A 24,497-nucleotide genomic window follows, 5' to 3' on the forward strand; every position below is an offset into this window, starting at 1 on the left:
GGGCCCGTGCGGATGCCGGCGTCCTCCTGGACGTCGCCGATTTCCCGCCGTTCTGGTGTGATTAGCCCGTGCTTGCGCTCCTTGGGCGGGATGACGAACGGCGGCGGCTGGATCTGCTGCTCGGCAACGCGCGTAACGGTCATGGCGGGTCGCTTCTGGTCACCGGGGAACCGGGGATCGGCAAGACGGCGCTGCTGGAGGCGACGACCACCGGCGCGGCCGGGCTGAAGACGGTCCGGCTCGACGGGTTCGAGTCGGAGATGACCCTTCCCTTCGCCGCGATCCAGCGGCTGACGATCCCGCTGACCGGCCACCTCCGGGCCCTGCCCGAACGGCAGCGCGAAGCGATCAAGGTCGCCTCGGGGCTGGCCGACGGGCCGCCGCCCGACCGGTTCCTCGTCGGTCTCGGCGTGCTGGGGCTGTTCGCGGCGGCGGCCGCCGACGAACCCGTGCTCTGCGCGGTGGACGACGCCCACCTGCTCGACCAGGAGAGCCTCGACGTCATGGCGTTCGTGGCCCGCCGGATCGCGGTCGAGCCGGTCGCGCTGCTGTTCGCGGCCCGGGACGAGCAGGACATCGCCTCGCGTCTCGCGGGAGTCCCCGAGCTGCTGCTCGAAGGGCTGAGCCAGGAGTCGGCGACCGCGCTGCTGATCCGGTCGCTGGCCACCCCGATCGACCCGGCGTCGGCGGCGGCCATCGCCCGCGCGACCGGCGGCAACCCGCTCGCGCTGATCGACCTGGCCGAGGAGGCCAGGGACATGGCCGGGCTCGGGTTCGGCGGCGACCCGATCCCGGTCGGCCGCCGTCTGGAGGCCCACTACGCCCGGCGCGTGGAGCAGACCGATCCGCAGGTCCGCCTCTGGGTGCTGCTGGCCGCCGCCGACACCACCGACAACGCCGAGCTGATCACCTCGGCCGCCCGCGAGCTGGGCCTCGACGACGACGTCGTCGACCGGGCCGAGGCGGTCGGGCTGGTGGAACTGCACGACACGATCAGGTTCCGCCACCCGCTGGTCAGGTCGGCCGTCTACAACGCCTCCGCCGGGGCCGACCGCAGACGCGCCCACCGGGCCCTCGCGAAGGCCGCCGCCGACCTCGGGATGGTCGAGCTCGAAGCCTGGCACGCCGCCAAGGCCACCTTCGGCACCGACGCGGCGGTGGCCGACCGGCTGGAGCACGCCGCCGACCTGGCCGCCCGCCGAGGCGGTCTGGCCTCCCGGGCCAGCATCCTCACCCGCGCCGCCGAGCTCACCCCGACCGGGCCGGTGAAGAACTCCCGACTGGCCGGGGCGGCGGAGGCGGCGGTCGCCGTGGGCGCGGTGCAGGTCGCGCAGGACCTGATGGCCCGGATCGACGAGGTGACGGCCGACCGCGTCGACCACGGCCGGGTCATCGTCGTGCGCTGCGCCCTCGCGCTGTTCTCCGGCGACGCGCGGATCCTGCCCTTCTCGGCGGCCCGCCTGGTCGAGGCGGCCGACGCGTTCCGCGGGCGCGACTTCGAACGCGAACAGCGCGCCCTGCTGAAGGCCTACGAGTTCTGCAACGTCATCGACCGGCTCATGGCCGGCATCACCCAGCGGGAACTGGGCGAACGGATCACCGAGGCGGCGTCGGCCGGCGGCCCGCTGTCGGAGATCCTCGACGGCATCGGCGCGCTCATCCTGCTGCCCTACGCCGAGGCGGTGCCGCGCGCCCGGGTGGCCTTCGACGCGCTGATGGCGCTGCCCGACCACGAGGTCATGCACATGTCCTCGGCGATGGCGGCGCTCGGCATGTTCCTGTGGGACGAGGCGGCGCGCGGGGCCGGGCTGGCCCGCGCCATCGCGGCGGCCCGGGAGGCGGGCGCGCTCCAGGCGCTCGACTCGCTGCTGTGGGTCAACTCCCTCGCCGAGATCTGCGGCGGCACGGTCCGCGCGGCCGAGGAGTCGATGGCGCAGGTCCGCGAGGTCCGGCTGGCGATGGGCTACGACGCCGAGAACGTGATCAACGCGGCGCTGATGGCGTGGACGGGCGCGCCCAAGCACGTGGTGGTCGCCATCGCCGAAGGGGCCAACGCGGTCGGGTTCGGCGGGGTCGGCGCGACGGCGTTCGCCTCCGTCGCCCAGCGCGACCTGGCGGAGGGCGACTACCGGGCCGCGTACGACCGGCTCAAGCCGCTGATCGACGAACCGTATCTGCAGGTCACGCCGCTGCACTTCCCCGACTACGTGGAGGCGGCGGCGCGCAGCGGCCGGGCCGCCGAGGCGCGCGTGTACGCCGACCGGCTGGTGGAGATGGCCGAGGTCAACGGCTCGACGTGGTGCCGGGGGGTGGCCCTGCGCTCGAAGGCGCTCGTCGGCGACGAGCCGGAGGCCGACTACGCGGCGGCCGTCGAGGCGCTCGAAGGGACCGGCGCGGTGGTCGACCTGGCCAGGGCGCACCTGCTCTACGGCGAGTGGCTGCGCCGGGCCCGCCGTCGTCGTGAGGCGGGTGAGCGGCTCCAAGCGGCGGCCGGCCTGTTCGAGCAGACGGGCGCGCACATCTTCGTACCGAGAACGAAGGCGGAGCTTGAGGCGGCAGGCCTGAAGCTGGCCCCGGTCACCCGCCGGACGGGCGGGGCGAGCGGCTGGAACCTGCCCAACGGACAGACGGTCCCCCTGGCCAGCGCCGACATGCCCGACCTCACCCCGCAGGAGCTCACCATCGCCCGCCAGGCGGCCGAGGGCCGGACCAACGCCGAGATCGCCGGCACGCTGTTCATCAGCGTCAACACCGTCGACTACCACCTGCGGAAGGTGTTCCAGAAGCTCGGTATCTCCTCACGCCGCCAGCTCGCCGACAAACTACGCGAATCACGTGGTTCGTAACCAAAGGCCCCCGCGCGACGCTCGAATCACCACATTCGAGCCCAGGAGGCCCCAATGCCTTTTGTCACCGCTGACGACGGTGCGCGGATCTTCTACAAAGACTGGGGGACCGAAGGGTCCCCGGTCCTGTTCAGCCACGGCTGGCCGCTGAACGCCGACGCCTGGGAGGCCTCGGCCCTGTTCGTGGCCAACCACGGCCACCGCGCCATCGCGCACGACCGGCGAGGCCACGGCCGCTCCTCGCAGACCTGGCACGGCAACGAGATGGACACCTACGCCGACGACCTGGCCTGCCTGATCGAGCACCTCGACCTGCGCGATCTCACCCTCGTCGGTCACTCGACCGGCGGCGGCGAGATCGTCCACTACATCGGGCGCCACGGCACCGCCCGCGTCTCCAGGGTCATCCTGGTCGGCGCGGTGCCGCCGCTCATGCTGAGGACCGACGACAACCCCGAGGGGCTGCCGATCGAGGTGTTCGACGGCATCCGCGCGGGGGAGGCGGCGAACCGTTCGCAGCTCTACCGCGACCTCGCCGACGGCCCGTTCTTCGGCCACAACCGCAAGGGCGACGTGGCGCAGGGCTTCCGGGACGCCTTCTGGCTCCAGAGCATGGCCTGCGGGCACCGGGCGGCCTATGAGTGCATCGCCGCCTTCTCGGCCACCGACTTCCGGCCCGACCTGGCCAAGATCGATGTCCCGACGCTGGTCATCCACGGGGACGACGACCAGATCGTGCCGTTCGAGGTCGGTGGCAAGCGGTCGGCCGAGCTGATCGACGGCGCCGTCCTGAAGGTCTACGAGGGCAGCGGCCACGCCCTCCCCGACACCGACCGTGACCGCCTCCACGCCGACATTTTGGAGTTCATCTCATGACGACCGTCGTTCTCGTCCACGGCCTGTGGGTCACGCCGCGCAGCTGGGAAGAGTGGGTTCCCCACCTGGAGGCCAAGGGCCTGAAGGTGCTCACCCCGGCCTATCCGGGCTTCGAGATCGAGGTGGAGGCGCTGCGGGAGAACCCCGACGTCATCGCCGACCTCACCGTCAATGACACCGTCGCCCACCTGGCCTCGGTGATCCAGGCCGAGCCCGAGCCGCCGATCATCATCGGCCACTCGTTCGGCGGCACGCTGACCCAGCTGCTGCTGGCCAAGGGCCTCGGCTCGGCCGGTGTGGTGATCGACTCGGCGCCGACCGAGGGGGTGCGGGTCAACCCGATCTCGCAGGCCAGGTCGCTGTTCCCGGCGCTGAAGAACCCGGCCAACCGGCACCGCGCCGTCGGCTTCACGCCGGAGGAGTTCCACTACGCCTTCACCAACACGCTGTCGGAGGAGGAGTCGCTCAAGGTCTGGGAGCGCTACGCGATCGCCGCGCCCGGCTACTGGGTCTGGGAGTACGGCCTGTTCGCCAACTTCAAGCCCGGCCACCAGGACACGTGGGTCGACTACGACGCCGACCGCGCGCCCCTGCTGTTCATCGGCGGCGAGAAGGACCACATCATGCCGCCGTCGGTGAACAAGTCGAACGCCAAGCACTACCGGAACTCGCCCGTGCTGACGGACTACTACGAGTTCGCGGGCCGCGACCACTGGACCTGCGGCGCGCCCGGCTGGCAGGCCGTCGCCGACCACGCCGTGGAGTGGGCCCTGAAGCACAGGCGCTGACGTTCCGCGCGAGAGCCCGTTCCCTCGTCAGGGGGGAGCGGGCTTTCGCTTCTCATCCGAAAGTTTCTTCTCCCCTGCTGGGCCGGACCGTGGCATTCATCTGGTTACATCGAGCGACATCCGTCCGAGAGGGGGCTCTGAGCTGGTGATTCGCAGCTGAGCTGCGGGTTCAGGTTTCGGCGATGTTTCTGAAAGTTGTTGACAGCCCGGGGGTCCCCGCTGACACTACCCGGGATACCGATTCGCTCCCGTCGGTCGTTTCGCGCCCCTTTGGCAGGGAGGAAGCACGTCCATGAAAAAAGGCTTAGCGGCCGCGGGCATCTGGGCCACGGTGATCGCCATGGTCCTGATGTCGCCCGGCGTCGCGCAGGCTGCCGTGACCACCAACCAGACCGGCACCAACAACGGCTACTGGTTCTCCTTCTGGACCGACAGCCAGGGCACGGTCTCGATGGAGCTGGGCTCCGGCGGCAACTACAGCACCTCGTGGCGCAACACCGGCAACTTCGTCGCCGGTAAGGGCTGGCAGACGGGCGGCCGCAGATCGGTGTCGTACTCGGGCAGCTTCAACCCGTCGGGAAACGCGTACCTGACCCTCTACGGGTGGACCCGTAACCCGCTGATCGAGTACTACATCGTCGACAACTGGGGCACCTACCGTCCGACCGGCTCCTACAAGGGCACGGTGACCAGCGACGGCGGCACCTACGACATCTACGAGACGACCCGCACCAACGCGCCCTCGATCGAGGGGACCCGGACGTTCAAGCAGTTCTGGAGCGTGCGGCAGCAGAAGAAGACCGGTGGCACCATCACCTCCGGCAACCACTTCGACGCGTGGTCGCGGGCCGGCATGCAGCTCGGCAACCACGACTACATGATCCTGGCGACCGAGGGCTACCAGAGCAGCGGCAGCTCCAACATCACGATCGGCGGCGGCAACCCCAACCCGCAGCCGACCCCCACCCCCACCAACGGTGGCGGCGGAGGCGGCGGCTGCACGGCGTCGCTGTCGGCGGGCCAGTCGTGGAGTGACCGCTACAACCTGAACGTGTCGGTGAGCGGATCGAGCAACTGGACGGTCACGATGAACGTCCCGTCGCCCGCGAAGATCAGCTCGACGTGGAACATCTCCGCGTCCTACCCGAACGCGCAGACCCTCACGGCACGGCCCAACGGCAGTGGCAACAACTGGGGCGTGACCATCATGCGCAACGGCAACAGCACGTGGCCGACGGTGTCCTGCCAGGCCGGCTGACGCCTTCGACCCACGGAAAGCCCACGGAAAGCCCACGGAAAGCCCAGGTGATCGGCGCCTGGGCTTTCCGCTCGCCGTCCTACTGGGGGCAGGCCTGGCCGGGCAGGGTCAGCGACGCCCGCGCGTGGCTGACGACCACGTCGACCCCGGCGATCGTCGTGACGTGGATGGCGTTGACCTTGATGCCGGCGCCGTTCCCGTAGGGGATCCGCTCGTTCAGCACGATCTTGGCCACCAGCGGGATGGTGATCGTGTGGTTCAGCGGCGGGTTGGTGACGGTCGAGCCGTTGACCTTGAGCGTGGTGAACGTGGTCGTCCCCGCCGTGGTCACCGTCCCGCTCTCGGTGGCGGTCGCGGTCGCCTGCGCGGTGATCTCCTCGGCCGTGATCAGGCCGTTGAGCAGGTTCAGGTTCGCGGTGGTGGCCTTCGCCTTCGCCGTACGCAGCCCGTCAGGCCCCACCGTGCCGGAGGCCTCCGTGGTGAGCACGCCGAGCGAGGCGACGGCCGGGAGCACCGCCGTCAGGAGCGTGTCGCTGTCGGAGCCGGGTGTGGCCGTGCAGGAGATGTCCGAGGGAACCAGCGGCGCGCCACCGATCAGCGGCGCGGTCACCTTCGCGGCGTGGGCGTGGGCGTCGAACTTGTGCTGCGGCGCGACGAAGTTCACCGTCGCACACGCGGCCGGCGGGTTGATGCCGATCCGGGTGGACACGTCGGCGGGGCAGGTCGTGTACGTCCCGATGGTCGCGGCCTTCACGGGCACGGTGATCGTGCAGGTCGCCTCGCCGTCGGCGATGCCGCCCCCGGCGGAGACCACGCCGCCGGCCACCGAGACCGACGGGCTCACACAGTCGCTCGTCGGCGTCCCGGCCGGGGTCAGCCCGTCGGGCAGGTCGACCTTGAACGACCAGCCGATCTTCTCGCGCAGCTCCGAGGTGTTCGTCACGGTCAGCGTGAGGTTGGCGGTCTGCCCGACCGCCGGGCTCGCCGGCGAGTAGGAGAGGCCGAGCTGCGGGGTCACGTCGAGCACCCGCACGTTGTCGATCGCCCCGTCGTTGCCGTTGGTCCCGGCCTGCGTGTTCACCATGCGGATGCCGAGCTGCGACCCGGCGAACAGCACCGGCGCGTCGCTCGTGTACGTCCCCACCGAGATCCCGTTGATCACGGCTCCCGGGGCGGCGCAGGTGTCGATGGGCTGGCTGAACGTCGGGATCGCGTTGGCCCCGTCGAGCAGGTAGAACGCGATGAGCGGATGGGCCACGTTGCAGTTGACCGCCGCCGCGTCGACCGAGAACGTGACGAAGCGGCTGCCGCCGCCTCCGATCGGCACCGGATGCTCGGTCTCGAGCTGCACCTTGGGCGCGCCCGGTGGTGTGTGCGTGAACGCCGTCACGGCGTGGTTCTCCACCGCGTTCTCCCCGGCCCACTGCCCGAGCGCGCCGGCGAGCTGGAGCACGGTCGGCCACCAGCCGCCGCACTGCACGCCGAGCGGGGGCGGCGGGTTGGGGTTGAGCCGGCTGGCGATGATGCCGTTGCACGACGTCAGCCAGGCCGGGTCGGCGGTGTAGGTCATGGCGTGGGGCGCGGGCCCGGTGTAGTCGGTGACCATGATGGGCGCCGCGCCCTGGCCGTTCTCGAACCTCTCACTGAACACGACCTGCGGATCGGCGGGCGCCGCCGTGGCCGCTCGCGGGGACAGGACGACGCTCAGAGGGATGAGGGTGAGAACGACCGCGGGAACGATTCGTCGCAAGGGTGCTTTCCCTTCGTGGCGAACTGGCGGTCCTCAGTCCTCACACAAAGTCCCCGACGAATCACTTACTGTCAAGAAAGGGTGACGTTTGTCAGGAGTTATGCCATTCGTCATCAGTGGCTGAATCGCTGGCCGAGGGCTCCTGGATATGGGTCTTCGCCCCCCAGCCCCTGAGGAGGGAATCGGTGACCCTGGTGAAGACCCAGGTCTCCCGGTCCTCGCTCGTGGAGGTCCACACGCGACGGACGAGCCCGTCCTTCCCGATCCACAACCGCCAAACGATCTTCTCCTTGGCCGTCTTCGCATCGGGGCGGTCGCCACCCCAGGAGTGCCGGACCCCGGGAGAGAGCCGAAAGAGGTCCCCGTAGGTGATGACGCCGCGGTGGATGGTCGTGCGGGTGCCGTCGTAGACGCCGCCCTGGCCCTTGCCGGAGGCCCTGGCCAGCAGCGCTTTCAGGGTCGCGGGTTCGTCGAGGGGGATCTCGCCCGATGACAACCTCGGGATGTCGCCGGGGAAGTCGTATCTGACCCAGGACTTCGTCGGCGGGGTCGGGCAGATCCAGCCCTGACAGTAGGAGCGGCCCTTGAAGGTGAGCCAGCGCGGCGGCGGAGACGGGTACTCCGCGTGGGGCCGGTCGCGCTTGTCGACTGCCACGACTCCGCCGGGCCCGAATTCGACCCGGTAGTTCTCGCCGAAGCTGGACCCGTCGTGCGCATCGGTGTAGGTCGTCGTCATGGTGACGCCGCGACCTGCCACGAACTGGGCCCGGAGCGCGTCGGGCGGGGTGGTGAACGCCGTCGTGGACACCATGACGGTCACCGCGACGGCGGTGGATAAGAGGCGTTTCATGGAATCTGCCTTTCGCCGTCCAGATCCGACGAAATTGACTTTGGCAGTGGTCAGTCACGAATGGATGACTTGAGGTTATCGATCGCCTCCGTGAGGCCTATCTCCAAATAGCGGATGTCGTCGGTCGCGACCAGCATCGTCGCGCCGCCCGCTATCGCGCCGATGATCTGCGCCGCCACGCGCTCGGCGTCGGCGTCCGGCCGGACCGCTCGCACGCCGGCCGCGATCGCGCCCTGCCAGCGGGCGTACATGCCCGTGATGATGTCGCCGACCGCCGGGTTGGCCAGGCCGAGCTGCGCGGTCAGCGCCGACAGCGGGCACTTGCGGCGCTGGGCCGCGTAGCGGGCGATGACCCGGTCGCGCCAGGCCTCCCACTGGTCCCACGACGTCAGGTCGCTCAGGTAGGGCTGCTGGTCGTCGAGGACGCGTTCGGCCTCGTGGGCGGCCACGGCGAGCAGCATGTCGGATTTGCCGTCGGGGAAGTAGTGGAAGAGCTGGCTCTTGCTCGTCGTGGTCGCGGCGCGGATGTCGTCGAGGCCGACGTTGGCGGGGCCGTGTTCGCGGATCAGCAGGGCGGCGCCCTCGACGATGCGCTGCCGGGTGGCGGCGCCCTTCGGGGTCAGTGCTCTCACCTGGGTAATCTATCAAAAGTGAACTTGACAGTCCATTTTTCCCGTGCCACTTTGGACCGCGTAGTCCAATCACGGAGGAGTTCCACATGGACCTGCAGCTCATGGGCAAGCGCGCCCTGGTGACCGGATCGACCAGCGGTCTCGGCGAGGAGATCGCCAGGACCCTCGCCGCCGAGGGGGTGGCGGTGGTCGTCCACGGAAGGGACCGGGCGCGGGCCGACGCGGTCGCGAAGGAGATCGGCGGGACCGTCGCGCTCGGCGACCTGACCACCGACGAGGGGGCCGACGCCGTCCGCGAGGCGGCCGGGGAGGTCGACATCCTCGTCAACAACCTCGGGGTCTTCGATCCAACTCTGACCTGGGAGAACGTGACGGCCGACGACTGGAAGGACATCTACGACGTCAACGTCGTGACCTCGGTGCGGATGATCAAACGGTTCGTGCCGGGCATGAAGGAGCGCGGCTGGGGGCGGGTCATCCAGATCAGCAGCGTCCTCGGGGCCCAGCCGACGGAGACCCAGCCCCACTACTCCGCGACCAACGCCGCCCGCGACAACCTGGCCGCCGCGCTGTCGCGCGAGCTGAAGGACTCGGGGGTCACCTCGAACGCGGTCGCGGCCGGCGGCATCCTCACGCCGTCGTCGAAGGTCCGGCTCCTCGAGATGGGGCGGCAGGCGGGCTGGGGTGAGACCTGGGAGGAGATGGCGGAGACCGCGCAGCGCCGCCTCACCACGATGGTCGACGTCGGGCGGATCGGGCTGCCGGAGGAGTACGCCGACCTGGTGACCTTCCTGGCCAGCCCCAGGTCGGGGTACGTGACGGGGACGACGCTGCGGGTCGACGGCGGGTGGCACTAGTCACTCCGGCGAAGAGCGGGCTTGACCGATAAACCCCTATTTCCTACAGTTAAAGTAGGAAAGCAGAGGTGATCTCCTTGCGCTCGCTCCGTGCCCCCCTTGCCGGTCTACTCCTGGTTCCGCTGCTCGCCGCGTGTGGCGGGACCGCGGCGCCCGCCGGGCAGCCGTCCACCCCCTCCCAGGGCGGTTCGCTCGTCTTCGGAGTCGACACCGAACCCCTCAACCTCGACCCCCACGCCAGCCCGCAGATCGTGACCAGCCTGTTCACCCGGCCGGTGCTCGACTCGCTGGTCACCCTCGACGACAAGGGCGGCATCGGCCCCTGGCTGGCGACCTCGTGGGACATCTCGGCCGACGGCCTGACCTACACGTTCAAGCTCCGCCCTGACGTGAAGTTCACCGACGGCACCCCCTTCGACGCCGAAGCGGTCAAGGTCAACCTCGACCACATCGTCGACCCGAAGACGAAGTCGCAGCTCGCGGCGTCGGCGTTCGGGCCTTACGAGAAGACGACCGTCGTCGACCCGCAGACGGTGGAGGTGAAATTCAAGCGGCCCTACTCCCCGTTCCTCGCGGCGCTGTCGACGGCGTTCTTCGGGATCCAGTCGCCCAAGCAGCTCGCCCTCGGGCCCGAGACGCTGGCCAAGAAGGTCGTCGGGACCGGGCCGTTCGTCATCGACGCGTTCGTGCCGCACCAGGGCATCACCTACCACCGCAACCCCGACTACAAGTGGCCCCCGGCGTGGGCGGGCCACACCGGGCCCGCGCTGCTCGAACGGCTGGAGTACAAGGTCCTCATCGAGGACTCGGTGAGGCTCGGGGCGCTGACCAGCGGGCAGATCGACGCCATCGCGAGCGTGCCGCCGGTCAGCGTCAAGCAGGTCGAGGGCGACTCGCGGCTGACGATCGTGCGGCGGCAGGCGCCGGGCGGGAACTACAACTACTACCCGAACACCGCCAAGGGCGTCTTCACCGACCCGAAGGTGCGGCAGGCGTTCCGCGACGGCATCGACTTCGGCACCGTCGTGAACAAGCTCTACTTCGGGGCCTTCGAGCCCGCCAAGGGGCCGATCTCCCCGGTGACCGCCGGGTTCGACCCGGCCGTGCAGCGGACCTACGACGTCGCCAAGGCCAACCAGCTGCTCGACGAGGCCGGGTGGACCGGCCGCGACGCCGAGGGCTTCCGCACCAAGAACTTCGAGCGGCTGACCGTCCACTGGCCGTTCCAGAAGGCGACCGCCCGCGAACAGCGGGGCACGCTGTCGGAACAGGTGCAGGCCGAGGCCAAGAAGCTCGGGTTCGACGTGGTGTTCGACGACGTCACGCCGACCGACTTCCCGCCGAAGGCGATGGCCGGCGACTACGACCTCATCGACTTCAGCTGGCAGCGGGCCGAGGGCGACACGCTCCGCACCCTGTTCGGGATCTCCAACATCCCCAGCGAGAAGCTGTGGGGCCAGAACCTGGCCCGCTACGACGACGCCGAGGTCGACGCCTGGCTCGAAGAGGCCCTGGCCACCACCGACCTGGCCGCGCGGGCCGCCCTCTACGCCAAGGTCCAGCAGCGGGTCACCGCCGACGCGGCCGTCATCCCGGTCTACTCGTTCACCTATCTGCTGGGCGCGTCGAAGAGCGTCCGCGACATCACGTGGGAGCCGCAGGGCCACCCCACCTTCTACGACGCGTGGGTGTCGAAGGCATGATCCGCCGCCTGCTGACCCGGCTCGGCGCCTCGGCGCTGGTGCTGTGGGGGGCGGTGACCGTCTCGTTCACCGCCCTGCACCTCACCCCCGGCAACGTCGTCGACGTGCTGATCGGCAGTTCGATCGTCACGCCGGAGGTCCGGGCGCAGATCATCGCCGACTACGGGCTCGACCGGCCGCTACCGGTCCAGTACGTCACCTACCTGGGCCGGGTGGTCCGCGGCGACCTCGGGCAGTCCTACCAGCTCCACGAGCCGGTGGTCACCGCGATCGGCGCGCAGCTCGGGCCCTCGCTCCAGCTCGCGGGGTCGGCGCTGCTGGTCGCGGTGACCGTCTCGGTGACGCTGGCCGTGCTGACCGCCCGGCGGTCGCGGTGGATCCAGGTGGTCGAGCTCGTCGGGGTGTCGATCCCGACGTTCTGGACGGCGATCCTGCTGCTCACCGTGTTCTCCTTCCAGCTCGGCTGGTTCCCGGCCGTCGGCGCCGACGGGTTCGCCGGGCTGGTGCTGCCGGTGATCGCGGTGTCGATCCCGATCACGACGCTGCTCACCCAGATGATGCGCGAGAACCTGGAGCTCGTCCTGGAGGAGCCGTTCGTGCTGACCGCGCGGTCGCGCGGCCTCTCCGACCTGGGGGTACGGCTCCGCCACGCGCTCCGGCACGTCCTCGTCCCCGCCGTCACGCTGCTCGGCTGGGTGATCGGGCTGCTGGTCGGCGCGATGGTCGCGGTCGAGCAGATCTTCTCCCGGCAGGGTCTCGGGCAGCTCACGCTGTCGGCCGTGACGGGCAAGGACCTGCCGGTCGTGATGGGCGTGGTGCTGTTCACGGCGGTCCTGTACGTCGTGGTCAACATCGTCGTCGACCTGCTCTACCTGGTCATCGACCCGCGCCTGCGGAGCGCCGCGTGAGACGGCACGCCGGCTTCACCCTCGCCACGGTCGTGCTGGCCCTGATGACCCTGGCCGCCCTCGCCCCCGGCCTGCTGACCGGCGGCGACCCCGGCGGCGCCGACGCGCTCAAGGCCCTGGAGGGGCCGAGCGCCGACCACTGGTTCGGCACCGACGCCAACGGCCGCGACGTCTTCACCCGCATCGTGTACGGCGCCGGGCCCTCCCTGCTGGCCGGTCTCGGCGCCACCGCCCTGGCCGTGGTCGCCGGCACCGCGCTCGGGCTGCTGGCCGCGCTCGGCGGGCGGGTGCTCGACGAACTGGTGATGCGGCTGGTCGAGGTCGTGCTGGCGCTGCCGACGCTGCTGCTGGCGCTGCTGGTCATCACGGTCACCGGGCCGGGCACGGTCAACGTGATCCTCGCCATCGCCCTCTACACCGCGCCCGGCTACGCCCGGCTGGTCCGGGCCCAGACCATGGTGATCAAGCGGGCCGGGTTCGTCGAGGCGGCCGTCTCGCTCGGGCTGAGCCGGGGCCGGATCATCTGGCGGCACGTGCTGCCCAACGCGTTCGAGCCGCTGCTGGTGCTGGCCACCATCGAGGTCGGCACCGCCCTCGTGGCCGCCGCCTCGCTCAGCTACCTCGGGCTCGGGCCGCAGCCGCCGGCGCCCGAATGGGGGGCGATGCTCTCGGCCGGGCGCGACTACTTCTCCGTCGCCTGGTGGATCGCCGTCTTCCCCGGCGTCGCGATCACCCTGACCGTCCTGTCCATCACCGTCGCCGGACGGCGTCTCCAGCGGAGGGTCGCATGAGCGTCCCGGTGGTCGAGGTCACCGACCTGCGTGTCTCCTTCCCCGCGGTGGACGCCGTCCGGGGCGTGTCGTTCGCCGTCCACCCCGGGGAGTGCGTGGCCATCGTCGGGGAGTCGGGGTCGGGCAAGAGCGTGACCGCGCGCACCCTGCTCGGGCTGACCGGCGAGGAGGCCACAGTCACCGCCGGGCGGCTGGCCGTCGACGGCGTGGACGCCTCGACGTTCAACGAACGGCAGTGGCGGTCCATCCGGGGCAGGCGCATCGGTTACGTGCTGCAGGACGCCCTGGTCTCGCTCGACGCGCTCCGCCCGGTGGGCAAGGAGATCGCCGAGGCGCTGCGGCTGCCCTGGCGCAGGGCCAGGCGGCGGGTGGTCGAACTCCTCGACGAGGTGGGCGTGCCCGAGCCGGAGGTCCGGGCGAGGCAGTATCCGCACGAACTGTCCGGCGGCCTGCGGCAGCGGGCCCTGATCGCCTCGGCCATCGCCTGCGGGCCGAAGCTGCTGATCGCCGACGAGCCGACCACCGCGCTCGACGTCACCGTGCAGGCGCAGATCCTGCGGCTGCTGGCCGAGCGCAAACGCGGCGGTCAGGCGCTGCTGCTGATCAGCCACGACCTCGCGGTGGTGGCGGAACTGGCCGACCGGATCCTGGTCATGAAGGACGGCGTCGTCGTGGAGGACGGCCCGGCCGGACAGGTGCTCGGGGCGCCGGAGCATCCGTACACGAAGACCCTGCTCGCCGCCATCCCGGGACCGGGCTCCCGGAGCACCCGCCCGGGTGAGGTGGTGATCCGGGCGACCGACCTGGTCAAGACGTTCGGGAGAAGGACCGCCGTCGACGGGGTCTCCTTCGAGCTGCGGGCCGGGCAGACGCTCGGCGTCGTGGGGGAGTCGGGGTCGGGCAAGACCACCACGGCCCGGCTGGTGCTCGGCCTGCTCAAGCCCGACCGGGGCTCGGTCGAGGTGGACCGGCGGCAGGTGCAGGTGGTCTACCAGGACCCGCTCAGCTCCTTCGACCCCCGGTTCACGGTGCGCCGCATCCTCGACGAGGCACTGGAGGTCGGCGGGACGCCCCGGCGTGAACGCGGCCGACGCTCGGTCGAGCTGCTCGCCCAGGTCGGCCTCGACGCCGGGGTGCTCGACCGGCGGCCGCTGAAGCTGTCCGGCGGGCAGCGGCAGCGGGTGGCGATCGCCCGCGCGCTGGCCCCGCGTCCCCGCGTGATCGTCTGCGACGAGCCGGTGTCGGCGCTCGACGTGTCGATCCAGGCCCAGGTGCTCGACCTGCTCACCGGGCTGCAGGCCGAACTCGGGGTCGCCTATCTGTTCATCTCGCACCACCTCGGGGTGGTGCACCACGTCAGCGACCACGTGCTGGTGCTGAAGGACGGCCGGGCCGTCGAGTCGGGCGACGCGCACCGGATCTTCACGGCGCCGTCCGATCCGTACACCCGAGAACTGCTCGCAGCCGTGCCAGGAGGGCACTATGACCAAGCAGATCCATCTCGCCGCGCACTTCCCGGGCGTGAACAACACGACCGTCTGGTCCGACCCCCGGTCGGGTAGCCAGATCGACTTCGACTCCTTCAAACACTTGGCGCAGACGGCGGAACGCGGCAAGTTCGACTTCTTCTTCCTGGCCGAGGGCCTGCGGCTGCGCGAGATGAAGGGCCGCATCCACGACCTCGACGTCGTGGGCCGGCCCGAGTCGCTGACCGTGCTGTCGGCCCTGTCGGCGGTGACCACCCACCTGGGGCTCGCCGCGACGGTCAACTCCACCTTCAACGAGCCCTACGAGGTGGCCCGGCGGCTGGCCTCCCTCGACCACCTGTCGGGCGGCCGGGCCGCCTGGAACGTCGTGACGAGCTGGGACGCCTTCACCGGCGAGAACTTCCGGCGCGGCGGCTACCTGGCCGAGGCCGACCGCTACACCCGCGCCAAGGAGTTCCTCCAGACCGCCCGCGAACTGTGGGACTCGTGGGCGCCCGACGCGCTGACCAGGTCGGGCGGCGAGTTCGTCCGGCCGGACGGCATCGGCTTCTTCGAGCACCGGGGGCAGCACTTCGACATCCGGGGACGGTTCGACGTGCCCCGGCCGCCACAGGGAAACCCGGTGATCATCCAGGCCGGCGACTCCGAGGAGGGCCGCGAGTTCGCCGCCTCCTCCTCCGACGTCATCTTCAGCCGGCACAGCAAGCTGGAGGAGGGGCGCATCTTCTACCGCGACGTCAAGAGCCGCCTCGCCAAGTACGGCCGCGCCCCGGAGGACCTCAAGATCCTCCCGGCCGTCACCTACGTCCTGGGCGACACCCAGGAGGAGGCCGAGGAGCGGGCGGCCGAGATCCGCCGCGCCCAGGTCGGGCCGCAGACCGCGATCCTGTTCCTGGAGGCGATCTGGGGCCGCGACCTGTCCGGCTACGACCCCGACGGCCCCCTGCCCGACATCGAGCCCGACCTGTCGACCGACGTCTCCAAGGGCCGGGCCCAGTTCCGCCGCGACCGGGCCGAGACGGCGGCCAAGTGGCGGGCGCTGGCCGAGGAGAAGAACCTGTCGATCCGCGAGCTGGTCATCGAGACCGCCGCGCCGCAGACCTTCGTCGGCACCGCCGCCTCGGTCGCGGCGGAGATCGACACCTTCGTGCAGACCGACGCCGCCGACGGCTTCATCTTCGTGCCCCACATCACCCCGGGCGGCCTCGACGACCTGGTCGACAAGGTCGTGCCGCTGCTCCAGGAGAAGGGCGTCTTCCGCGCCGACTACACCGGCCCGACCCTGCGCCACCACCTCGGACTGAAGGAGCTCTCATGACTCTCCACCTCGCGGTCGCCCTCGACGGCGCCGGATGGCACCCGGCCGCCTGGCGGGCCGAGGGCGCCCAGCCCGACCGGCTGTTCACCGCCGGATACTGGGCCGACCTGGTCGTCGAGGCCGAACGCGGCCTGCTCGACTGGGTCACCTTCGAAGACTCCCTCAGCCTCCAGTCGTCCCGGTACGACGGCCCCGACGGCCGCCACGACCAGGTGCGCGGCAAACTCGACGCGGTGCTGCTGGCCGCCGCCGTGGCCCCGCTGACCTCGAAGATCGGCCTGATCCCGACGACCAGCGTGACCCACACCGAGCCGTTCCACGTGGCGATCGGCATCGCCTCGCTCGACCACGCCAGCAAGGGCCGGGCGGGCTGGCGTCCGCGCGTCTCCGGGCGGCCCGACGAGGCGGCCCACTTCGGCCGCCGCGAGTTCCCGCCGTTCGACCTGGCCAACCAGGGCTTCATCGACGACCTCTTCGAGGAGGCCGCCGACGCCGTCGAGGTGGTCCGCCGCCTGTGGGACAGCTGGGAGGACGACGCCGAGATCCGCGACGCCGCCACCGGGCGCTTCATCGACCGCGACCGGCTCCACTACATCGACTTCGAAGGCCGCTTCTTCTCGGTCAAGGGCCCGTCGATCACCCCGCGCCCGCCGCAGGGCCAGCCGCTCGTGACCTCTCTCGGGCACGGCCCCGGCCCGTACGCGTTCGCCGCCAGGAACGCCGACGTGCTCTACGTGACCCCGACCGACCGGGACGACGCGCGCCGGATCGCCGGGGAGGTCCGGGAGCTCAACCCCGGCCTGAAGGTCTTCGCCGACCTGGTCGTCTTCTTCGGTGACCACAAGGCCCGCCTCGACGAGCTCGACGGCGCGCCGCTGGAGTCGGACGCCCACGTCTTCGAGGGCACCCCCGCCCAACTCGCCGACCTGCTGCTCGACTGGGGTTTCGAGGGCTACCGGCTCCGCCCGGGGGTGCTGCCGCACGACCTGACCGCCATCACCCGGGGCCTGGTGCCCGAGCTCCAGGCGCGGGGGGCGTTCCGGACCGTGTACGAGACCCCGGACCTGCGCGGGCGACTGGGGCTGGCCCGCCCGGCCAGCCGGTACGCGAGGGTGTCGTGAAGTTCCTCGCCCTCACCCTCGGCTTCCACCACGACCAGGGCAAGCCGGTCAACCAGCGCTTCCGCGAGATCGTCGAGAGCGCCGTGCGGGCCGAGGAGCTCGGCTTCGACGGCTTCGCCTTCGGGGAACGCCACGAACGGCCGTTCCTGTCGTCGTCGCCCACCGTGGTGCTCAGCCACATCGCGGCGAAGACGTCCACGATCCGGCTCTTCACCGCCGTCACCACGCTCGCGCTGCTCGACCCGGTCAGGGCGTTCGAGGACTACTCGACCCTCGACCACCTGTCGGGCGGCCGTCTGGAACTGATCATCGGCAAGGGCAACGGCACCGCGCAGGCCGAGCTGTTCCACGTCACCGAGGCCGACCAGTGGGACCGCAACCGGGAGAGCTACGAGCTGTTCCGCCGCCTCTGGCGGGAGGACAAGGTGACCTGGGAGGGCAGGTTCCGCCCGGCGCTCGTCGACGCCGAGGTGCTGCCCCGCCCGTTCCAGCAGCCCGTCCGCGTCTGGCACGGCAGCGCCACCAGCCGTGAGTCGGTCGACCTGGCCGCCTTCTACGGCGACCCGCTGTTCTCCGCCAACGTCTCCAACCCGGTCGAGCCCTACGCCGAACTCGTCGCCCACTACCGGGAACGCTGGGAGCACCACGGCCACGACCCGAAGGACGTCGTGGTCGGCGCGGGGACCGCCGGCTACTACAGCGCGCCCAAGTCGCAGGACGCGATCGAGACGTACCGGCCGGTCTTCGACGCGCGGCTGAGGTTCTTCGCCTCGCGCGGCCTCGACCCGGTCTTCCACAGCCTGGAGGACGCCATCGAGCGCAGCTCCATCCTGGTCGGCAGCCCCCAGCAGATCATCGACAAGGTCCACCGCTACCACGACCTGCTCGGCCACGAGGTGATGCACCTCTCGGCCGAGGCCGAGGGTCTCACCGAGGCGCAGCACCGCGACTCGCTCGAACTGTTCCAGGCCGAGATCGCGCCCGTACTCCGCACCGACATCCCCAGCAGACCCCTGGGAGGGCTCGCATGACCCGGCTGTCCATCCTCGACCTGGCCCCCATCGTCTCCGGCGGCACCGCGAGCCAGGCCCTCGCCAACACCCTCGACCTGGCACGCAAGGCGGAGGCGGCCGGCTACCACCGCTACTGGTTGGCCGAACACCACTTCACGCCGGGCGTGGCCAGCGCGGCCCCGGCCGTGCTGATCGGCGCGGTCGCCGCCGCGACCAGCACGATCCGGGTGGGGTCCGGCGCGGTCCAGCTCGGCCACCAGACCGCACTCGGCGTCGTCGAGCAGTTCGGCACCCTCGACGCCCTCCATCCCGGCCGCATCGACCTCGGTCTGGGCCGGTCGGGACAGCGGGCCAAGGAATTCCGCGCCGCGGCCGACGCGCCCCCGCCCCCGCCGCAGGAGGCGCGGGTGGTCGACGGCCTGCTGATCCCCAAGCCGTTCTCGTTCGCCTCGATCGCCGACAAGTCGATCTTCACGCTCTGGGCGCAGCTCCTCCAGCAGCCCGGCGCGGAGTCACCCGACTTCGCCGAGCAGGTCGACGACATCAGGTCGTTCATCGCCGGGACCTACCGGTCGGCCGACGGCGTCGAGGCGCACGTCACCCCAGGTGAGGGAGCCGAGCTGGAGCTGTGGATCCTCGGCAGCAGCGGCGGCCAGAGCGCCCAGGCAGCGGCCGAACGCGGCCTGCCGTTCGCCGCCAACTACCACGTCAGCCCGTCGGCGGTGCTGGAGGCGGTGGAGGCCTACCGGGACGCCTTCAAGCCCTCGGAGCTGCACGCCAAGCCCCACGTCATGGTCTCCGCCGACGTCGTCGTCGCGGAGACCGAGGCTGAGGCGCGCCGGATCGCCGAGCCCTACGGCCTGTGGGTCCGCAGCATCCGCAGCGGCCGGGGCGCCATCCCCTTCCCCACCCCCGAGGAGGCGCTCGCCCACGAATGGTCGCCCGAGGACCGCGAGCTGATCGCCGACCGCCTCGACACCCAGTTCGTCGGCACGCCGGAGCAGGTCGTCGAGAAGCTGCGGACCCTCCGCGACGTGACCGGAGCCGACGAACTGCTGGTCACCACCATCACCCACGACCACGCCGACCGCGTCCGCTCGACCGAGCTCCTCGGCCGGGCCTGGAAGGAGCTCTCATGACCACACGTGAGGACGAAGTGCGCGAACTGCTCACCCTCACCGGCACGACCTGGATCGACGGCGACACCGTCGTCCCCCACGTGCCGGGGGTGTGGACCCCGGCCGGCGGCGGCGTGGAACTGAAGGCAGGCCAGGACGACGGCCTGACCATCGACGGCGAACCGGTCACCGCCCCCGTCGTCATCACCCCCGACGTGTCCGGCCTTCGCTACGGCCGCGTCAAGATCCAGGCCCTCATCCGCGACGGCCTCCCGGTGATCCGCACCTGGGACCCCGACGCCGCGACCCTGCGCGCCTTCCAGGGCATCGACTCCTACCCCCACGACCCGGCGTGGATCCGCCCGGCCGTCTTCCGCCCCTACGGCGAGACCCGCCCCGAGACCGTACCCACCGCCGACGGCCGCGAACGCGACCTCCTGCTGGTCGGCGACGTCATCGTCGACCTCCCCGGCGGCACCCGCACCCTGGCCGTCACCGAGACCCCCAGCGGCCTGTCCGCCCAGTTCGGCGACCTGACCAACGGCGAGGAGACCTTCCGCTTCCGCACCCTGCCCCTGCCCGCCCCCGACCCGGAGGGACGCCTGGAGGCCGACTTCAACGCGGCCCACCTCCCCCCGTGCGCCCTGACCGACCACTTCCTCTGCTTCCTGCCCCCACCGGGCAACCGCCTGGACGTGAGGGTGACAGCGGGCGAGAGACGACTCATCTGAATCGGCCGCGCGAAGGCGTGGGCGGTCCCGTCGTGAAGAACTTCCTTTACGGCTCCGCCCACTCTCAGGCCAGGGCGACCTCTGCCAAGCCGGGCAGTGAACGGGATGGCGGCAAGGTGCCGACATGAGATGCCCTTGATTCGCGATGAATCAGAAGAGAGTTTCTTCCTCGCCGGTCGGCGGCTTCGCTTTTAGAGTCGTTTTCGCCCGGATCTTTTTCGTGGGAAAGGCGGGTCCCGGGCCATAACGAACAGCGGTTCCTCGTTTCTGCTCGGAAGTGCGCGTGATGATCTCCCGGCCAACCAGGTCTCGCAGAATGTCGCGAGCAGCGTAGACATCCAGATCGAAGAGCCGCTGGATTGTCCTGCTGTTCACCTCCCCGTAGTCCTGCACGTGTTCGATGACTTTACGGTCGATCTCATCTATTGCTCTGCTGTGATAGGAGACGGCCGAGCCGAGCCGAGAGACGACCTCCCCGCGTAGGCGATAGGAAGGGAAGGTCCGGCGCATCGTGCCGCGGGTAGGTTCCAGCATGTTGACAGGGCTCGTCGAAAGACGAAGGAGACTGGCTTGCGCCTCCTCTGCCGAGCGTTGAATGATTGGGGCGATCTCATTGGCGTCGATCGTTCGCTTGCGGCAGAGCGCTCGGATTATCAGCAGCGCATCGGTGTCCTCGCGTTCCTCGATGGGAAGCGTGGCCAGAAAACGCGCGATCTTCGTGTTGGGTGGTTGCCCACGGAACGCGACGGTGACCTGATCCTGGTCTTCTGTGATGATGGGGGCGTCTCGGCCAGACTTGATCATCTCCCGGAACATGCGGTCAACGCCCTGTCCCACCTCTTCTGCAAGCCCGAGAAGCCGAAATGCCGCAGCCAGCGTGGGATATCTCGCCCGGGATCCGATGGTCAGAATGTTGTTGACCGTGATTCCGTTCACCAGTGGCCCTGGTGACGTTATGCGGAGATACTCGGCCGAGTGATCGACGTTGATCGATGACCGCAATCGCCAGTCGCCGTGTATGAAAGCGTTGGCGATGGCCTCTCGAATTGCCGCCGAAGGATAGTCCTCAATCTGGATCTGCTGGCCATCGGCCAAGGTGACAGGGGTGATTCCCTGCCGCGATCCAATGGACTGAAGTACCTCCTCAAAGGCCAGCACCGCTGGTGACTGCAAGCGGATGATCGCATCCGCTTCTCCTGCCTGTGTCCGACGGTGCTGGTAGACGACAAGATCGTGAGCGGTTGATGACGCGCTTTCGCAGAGCAGGATCTCCCCGGCCCGGTTCAGCGAACCGTCATCCGCGATGACTTTCAGGACTCGGAGGAGGTCGAGGTCGGACAGGCGGCCATATGACTGGCGTGCCGCGTCCGAGGAATATTGGAGGAGGCGTCGGCAATATCGAATGGCGAACGGGTCGACGTCTTCCGTCGTGCGTCCGCTGGGAGTCGACGACCAATCGATTCCGCGCCGTTCTTCAGTGAGACGACTGATGTCCAATGGACGCATCGGAACGCACTGATCGTTGATGCGATGGTAGGCGTAACCCTTGGTCGTGGAGTAGACGTCGAGGCCGGCGGGGACGGAGATCACCAGCAATCTCGCACCCGCGAAATCCACTGAGGAGATCTCTACCAGCAGGTTGGGACTCGTCAGTTGATGGATTCTTCCTCGCAGTACCACCGGGTCGATGGCACAACCTACGAACGCGTCCTGTCCCGCCTTGGAGTCGACGACCCCGACGATGATGAAGCCGCCACTCGCATTGGCGAAGCAGACCGCAGCCTCGGTCAGATCGCTGCAGGCCTCCTTGAAGTCGGGCTTCGCCTCCTTGAAGTCCAGCCTCTCGTTCTCGCACTTACGCGCGATGGTGCCCGACTGGACAGCCTTCAGCGCCTGGAGAACGAGGTCCATCGTTTGATGCCTCCTTTGGGGAAAGTAATACAGTGCAGGCTATACCCAAAGGAGGCTCAAAGGAGGGCTTCTTGGCCGTGTCCGCGAGGCCCTGACCTGTGATGACGGGCAGAGACCAGTGTTCAGCCCGAATCGAGCAGGGCCGAGCTGCCGCCGACCAGGTGGCGTTCGACGATCTCGACGATGACCGTCTCCGCGTCGTCCCACTCCACCGGGCCGTCGTTGCGCTGGTAGGTCAGGTTCGCGAAGTAGGGGCGCAGCCAGGGCATCGAGTTGCGGGTGAACGAGTCGCCGATCAGAACGGTCTTGGGCTCGTACCGGGGAGCGCCGTCGCGGGCGAGCTCATACCGGTCGATCAGCTCCTCGCGGGGCGCGCCGAGCAGCGGGCCGAGGTCGCCCTCGCGGTGCGCCTGGCCGGTGAAGACGAGGTCGGTCTCGGCGGCCAGGTCGGGGTCGAGGGCGCGGGCCACCTCGGCGGCGTAGAGGGCGGCGGCGCGGTCGGTCCAGTGGCTGTCGGTGCGCCAGTAGGCGGGTTTCCCCGTCTCCCGCTGGAGTTGCTCCAACGGGGTCCGCAGGTCGACGTACCCAGGGAGGTTCGCGGCTTGGAGCGCGGTCCAGAATTCGGCTTTGCGGTCGAGGAGGCACCGGCGGCCGGGGAAACGGGCGGGGAGCCACTGCGGGGAGATCGTCGTCTTGTCGGGGGCGACCGTGAGGACGAAGCGTTTGCCGGCCGCCTCGACCCGCTCGCCCAGCCGGCGCAGGGCGTCGATCGTCTCGCTGATCGGGCGTCTCTGGTGGCATGCCTCGGTCACGTCGTCGCCGAAGTAGAGCCAGTCGTCCTCGCCCTCGATGACCTTCGGGTAGCCGTGGCCGTAGGCCGGTGCGTGGCCGAAGAGCGACTCGGTCAGGAAGACGTTGGCGCGGACGGCCTGCTGGCGCAGCGGCATGTGGGCGGTGGCCCAGGCGTCCCAGTTCCCGCCGATGGCGGGGACGGGCGGCAACGGCTTGTTCTCCATCTCCACGGCGCGCACGCCGACCGTGAACGCCATCGCCGGGGCGAAGAAGAAGAGCAGCGCGGCCAGGCGGGTCCGCATGGCGTCCACCTCAGAACTGGTAGTAGAGGAACGGGCTGAACGTGCCGGCGGCGACCAGCAGCGCGGTGTAGGGGGCGGCCACCCAGGTCACCGCCGCGCGCAGCGGGCGGGGGCCGCTTTCGAGCCGCAGGCCGAGCGGGCGGCCGGGCAGGAACACGATGACCAGTGCCAGCGCGAAGACGGCGAGGCGTTGCGGGTTGGCGGCGTGTTCGACGAACTCGTCGAGCGGGCCGGGCCGCCACGTCACCATCGCGCCGAGCATGTTCCACGCGACCGGCATGCTCTCGGCGCGGAACACCACCCAGCCGAAGACGACCAGGAGGAGGGTGACGGCGCGACTGCGCAGCGGGCCGAGCAGGCGTTCGGCGACCAGCAGCAGGCCGTGGTAGAGGCCCCAGACGAGGAAGGTCCAGTCGGCGCCGTGCCACAGACCGCACAGAATGAAGATCGCCATCAGGTTGCGATAGGTCTTCCACGGGCCCTCCCGATTTCCGCCGAGCGGGATGTAGACGTAGTCGCGGAACCACCGCGACAGCGACATGTGCCATCGACGCCAGAAATCGGTTATCGACCGGGCCGAATAAGGCCGGTCGAAATTCTCCGGAAGCCGGAAACCGATCATGAGACCCAAGCCGATTGCCATGTCCGAGTATCCGGAGAAGTCGAAATAAATCTGCAGCGTGTACGCCAGCGCGCCTACCCATGCCGTCACGGTGGACATCTCGGCGCCCGGCGCGAAAGCGGCGTCGGCGATCGGCGCCAGCGAGTCGGCGATGACGACCTTCTTGGCCAGGCCCAGTGCGAACCGGGGGAATCCGGCGGCCAGACCGCCTTCCACCGGCTTCTCCAGTTGCCCCGAGATCTCGTGATAGCGCACGATCGGACCCGCCACGAGCTGCGGGAACATCGCGATGTACGTCACGAACCCGACCACGCTGGTCTGTGCCGGAGTGCTGCGGCGGTAGACGTCCACGATGTAAGAGATGTGGTGGAAGGTGAAGAACGAGATGCCGATCGGCAGCGCCAGTTCGACCAGGGGAACGCCTTCCAGGCCGAGCGCGCGAATCTGCTCGGTGGCGAATCCGGCATACTTCCAGATGGCCAGAATGGACAAGTTCCACGTGATCGCCGCGACCACGACGGCCTTGCGGTGACGCTCGATCCGGTCGAGCATTCGCCCCGCCGCGTGGTTCACCGCGATGGCCGACACCAGCAGCAGCGTGTACGCCCCCGCCCCCCACGCGTAGAAAACCAGGCTGGCCGCCGCGACGATTCCGTTGCGTAATCGGGGCAGCAGCCAATAGGCCACCAGGGTGACCGGCATGAAGAACCACAGAAACAGTGGCGAGGCAAAAGACATCGTCGGGCATTCCACCAAAGAACAGATGTGCTCGGCATAAGCGATTTTCCCGGTTCCGTCCGCGATCAGCCCTGATCCTGTGACA

General features: G+C 69.7%; 20 protein-coding genes. 14 read left to right on the plus strand and 6 right to left on the minus strand.

Features of this window, described 5'->3' with window-relative positions; all coding sequences use genetic code 11:
• The first annotated feature begins 68 nt into the window (after nt 1-68).
• The 4 genes from AW270_RS20050 (at nt 69) to xynA (ending at nt 5,768) form a co-directional block, all read left to right on the plus strand.
• Complete coding sequence (locus tag AW270_RS20050) at nt 69-2,846, plus strand: helix-turn-helix transcriptional regulator (RefSeq protein ID WP_061296563.1); 2,778 nt, start codon at nt 69-71, stop codon at nt 2,844-2,846.
• 54 nt (nt 2,847-2,900) lie between these two features.
• Nucleotides 2,901-3,722 (plus strand): alpha/beta fold hydrolase, encoded by an 822-nt coding sequence (locus AW270_RS20055; protein WP_061296566.1) that lies wholly within the window; start codon nt 2,901-2,903, stop codon nt 3,720-3,722.
• Complete coding sequence (locus AW270_RS20060) at nt 3,719-4,510, plus strand: alpha/beta hydrolase (protein ID WP_061296568.1); 792 nt, start codon at nt 3,719-3,721, stop codon at nt 4,508-4,510. Before AW270_RS20055 ends, AW270_RS20060 begins: the two co-directional genes overlap by 4 nt.
• Before the next feature lie 340 nt (nt 4,511-4,850).
• Nucleotides 4,851-5,768, plus strand: a complete 918-nt coding sequence (gene xynA / locus AW270_RS20065) for an endo-1,4-beta-xylanase XynA (protein WP_174549877.1) — start codon at nt 4,851-4,853, stop codon at nt 5,766-5,768.
• Between the two features lie 79 nt (nt 5,769-5,847).
• On the opposite strand, the gene AW270_RS20070 is transcribed toward xynA, so the two are convergent.
• The 3 genes from AW270_RS20070 to AW270_RS20080 form a co-directional block, all read right to left on the minus strand.
• On the minus strand, nt 5,848-7,518 hold the full coding sequence (locus tag AW270_RS20070) for a choice-of-anchor P family protein (RefSeq protein ID WP_061296572.1): 1,671 nt from the start codon (nt 7,516-7,518) through the stop codon (nt 5,848-5,850).
• A gap of 91 nt (nt 7,519-7,609) precedes the next feature.
• Complete coding sequence (locus AW270_RS20075) at nt 7,610-8,368, minus strand: hypothetical protein (protein ID WP_157522288.1); 759 nt, start codon at nt 8,366-8,368, stop codon at nt 7,610-7,612.
• 50 nt (nt 8,369-8,418) lie between these two features.
• Nucleotides 8,419-9,000: a TetR/AcrR family transcriptional regulator gene (locus AW270_RS20080; RefSeq protein WP_218009290.1), complete on the minus strand. Its 582-nt coding sequence runs from the start codon at nt 8,998-9,000 to the stop codon at nt 8,419-8,421.
• Between the two features lie 86 nt (nt 9,001-9,086).
• Here AW270_RS20080 and AW270_RS20085 point away from each other — a divergent pair, with 86 nt between their 5' ends.
• The 10 genes from AW270_RS20085 (at nt 9,087) to AW270_RS20130 (ending at nt 20,047) form a co-directional block, all read left to right on the plus strand.
• Complete coding sequence (locus AW270_RS20085; protein ID WP_061296579.1) at nt 9,087-9,857, plus strand: SDR family NAD(P)-dependent oxidoreductase; 771 nt, start codon at nt 9,087-9,089, stop codon at nt 9,855-9,857.
• Nucleotides 9,858-9,925: 68 nt separating this feature from the next.
• A complete protein-coding gene (locus AW270_RS20090; RefSeq protein ID WP_439649064.1) occupies nt 9,926-11,560 on the plus strand; it encodes an ABC transporter substrate-binding protein in 1,635 nt (544 codons plus the stop codon).
• Nucleotides 11,557-12,468 carry an ABC transporter permease gene (locus tag AW270_RS20095; protein WP_061296581.1) on the plus strand — a complete coding sequence of 304 codons (912 nt, stop codon included), beginning with the start codon at nt 11,557-11,559 and terminating at the stop codon, nt 12,466-12,468. The genes AW270_RS20090 and AW270_RS20095 overlap by 4 nt, the downstream gene beginning before the upstream one ends.
• Nucleotides 12,465-13,259: an ABC transporter permease gene (locus tag AW270_RS20100; RefSeq protein WP_061296584.1), complete on the plus strand. Its 795-nt coding sequence runs from the start codon at nt 12,465-12,467 to the stop codon at nt 13,257-13,259. The genes AW270_RS20095 and AW270_RS20100 overlap by 4 nt, the downstream gene beginning before the upstream one ends.
• On the plus strand, nt 13,256-14,821 hold the full coding sequence (locus tag AW270_RS20105; RefSeq protein WP_061296587.1) for a dipeptide ABC transporter ATP-binding protein: 1,566 nt from the start codon (nt 13,256-13,258) through the stop codon (nt 14,819-14,821). The genes AW270_RS20100 and AW270_RS20105 overlap by 4 nt, the downstream gene beginning before the upstream one ends.
• On the plus strand, nt 14,742-16,064 hold the full coding sequence (locus tag AW270_RS20110) for an NtaA/DmoA family FMN-dependent monooxygenase (RefSeq protein ID WP_061296589.1): 1,323 nt from the start codon (nt 14,742-14,744) through the stop codon (nt 16,062-16,064). Before AW270_RS20105 ends, AW270_RS20110 begins: the two co-directional genes overlap by 80 nt.
• Nucleotides 16,061-17,185, plus strand: a complete 1,125-nt coding sequence (locus AW270_RS20115; protein WP_061296592.1) for an LLM class flavin-dependent oxidoreductase — start codon at nt 16,061-16,063, stop codon at nt 17,183-17,185. The genes AW270_RS20110 and AW270_RS20115 overlap by 4 nt, the downstream gene beginning before the upstream one ends.
• Nucleotides 17,182-18,216 carry an LLM class flavin-dependent oxidoreductase gene (locus AW270_RS20120; RefSeq protein WP_061296595.1) on the plus strand — a complete coding sequence of 345 codons (1,035 nt, stop codon included), beginning with the start codon at nt 17,182-17,184 and terminating at the stop codon, nt 18,214-18,216. The genes AW270_RS20115 and AW270_RS20120 overlap by 4 nt, the downstream gene beginning before the upstream one ends.
• Nucleotides 18,213-19,337 carry an LLM class flavin-dependent oxidoreductase gene (locus AW270_RS20125; protein WP_061296598.1) on the plus strand — a complete coding sequence of 375 codons (1,125 nt, stop codon included), beginning with the start codon at nt 18,213-18,215 and terminating at the stop codon, nt 19,335-19,337. The genes AW270_RS20120 and AW270_RS20125 overlap by 4 nt, the downstream gene beginning before the upstream one ends.
• Complete coding sequence (locus tag AW270_RS20130) at nt 19,334-20,047, plus strand: DUF1684 domain-containing protein (RefSeq protein ID WP_061296600.1); 714 nt, start codon at nt 19,334-19,336, stop codon at nt 20,045-20,047. The genes AW270_RS20125 and AW270_RS20130 overlap by 4 nt, the downstream gene beginning before the upstream one ends.
• Nucleotides 20,048-20,197: 150 nt before the next feature.
• Here AW270_RS20130 and AW270_RS20135 read toward each other — a convergent pair whose 3' ends face one another.
• From AW270_RS20135 to AW270_RS20145, 3 genes are all read right to left on the minus strand, one after another.
• Nucleotides 20,198-21,958, minus strand: coding sequence for an RNA-binding domain-containing protein (locus tag AW270_RS20135; RefSeq protein WP_061296603.1), 1,761 nt, complete (start codon nt 21,956-21,958; stop codon nt 20,198-20,200).
• Between the two features lie 122 nt (nt 21,959-22,080).
• A complete protein-coding gene (locus tag AW270_RS20140; RefSeq protein ID WP_061296605.1) occupies nt 22,081-23,052 on the minus strand; it encodes an alginate O-acetyltransferase AlgX-related protein in 972 nt (323 codons plus the stop codon).
• 10 nt (nt 23,053-23,062) lie between these two features.
• On the minus strand, nt 23,063-24,376 hold the full coding sequence (locus AW270_RS20145; RefSeq protein ID WP_245674781.1) for an MBOAT family O-acyltransferase: 1,314 nt from the start codon (nt 24,374-24,376) through the stop codon (nt 23,063-23,065).
• Nucleotides 24,377-24,497: the final 121 nt, after the last annotated feature.

This window comes from Herbidospora cretacea, assembly GCF_001570605.1.
Classification (GTDB): domain Bacteria; phylum Actinomycetota; class Actinomycetes; order Streptosporangiales; family Streptosporangiaceae; genus Herbidospora; species Herbidospora cretacea.

Coding starts and splice junctions, on each gene's coding strand:
- AW270_RS20055 (WP_061296566.1), top strand. CDS start 2,901: ATGCCTTTTGTCACCGCTGACGACGGTGCGCGGATCTTCTACAAAGAC.
- AW270_RS20060 (WP_061296568.1), top strand. CDS start 3,719: ATGACGACCGTCGTTCTCGTCCACGGCCTGTGGGTCACGCCGCGCAGC.
- xynA (WP_174549877.1), top strand. CDS start 4,851: ATGGTCCTGATGTCGCCCGGCGTCGCGCAGGCTGCCGTGACCACCAAC.
- AW270_RS20075 (WP_157522288.1), bottom strand. CDS start 8,368: ATGAAACGCCTCTTATCCACCGCCGTCGCGGTGACCGTCATGGTGTCC.
- AW270_RS20085 (WP_061296579.1), top strand. CDS start 9,087: ATGGACCTGCAGCTCATGGGCAAGCGCGCCCTGGTGACCGGATCGACC.
- AW270_RS20095 (WP_061296581.1), top strand. CDS start 11,557: ATGATCCGCCGCCTGCTGACCCGGCTCGGCGCCTCGGCGCTGGTGCTG.
- AW270_RS20105 (WP_061296587.1), top strand. CDS start 13,256: ATGAGCGTCCCGGTGGTCGAGGTCACCGACCTGCGTGTCTCCTTCCCC.
- AW270_RS20110 (WP_061296589.1), top strand. CDS start 14,742: ATGACCAAGCAGATCCATCTCGCCGCGCACTTCCCGGGCGTGAACAAC.
- AW270_RS20115 (WP_061296592.1), top strand. CDS start 16,061: ATGACTCTCCACCTCGCGGTCGCCCTCGACGGCGCCGGATGGCACCCG.
- AW270_RS20125 (WP_061296598.1), top strand. CDS start 18,213: ATGACCCGGCTGTCCATCCTCGACCTGGCCCCCATCGTCTCCGGCGGC.
- AW270_RS20130 (WP_061296600.1), top strand. CDS start 19,334: ATGACCACACGTGAGGACGAAGTGCGCGAACTGCTCACCCTCACCGGC.
- AW270_RS20135 (WP_061296603.1), bottom strand. CDS start 21,958: ATGGACCTCGTTCTCCAGGCGCTGAAGGCTGTCCAGTCGGGCACCATC.
- AW270_RS20140 (WP_061296605.1), bottom strand. CDS start 23,052: ATGCGGACCCGCCTGGCCGCGCTGCTCTTCTTCTTCGCCCCGGCGATG.
- AW270_RS20145 (WP_245674781.1), bottom strand. CDS start 24,376: ATGCCGGTCACCCTGGTGGCCTATTGGCTGCTGCCCCGATTACGCAAC.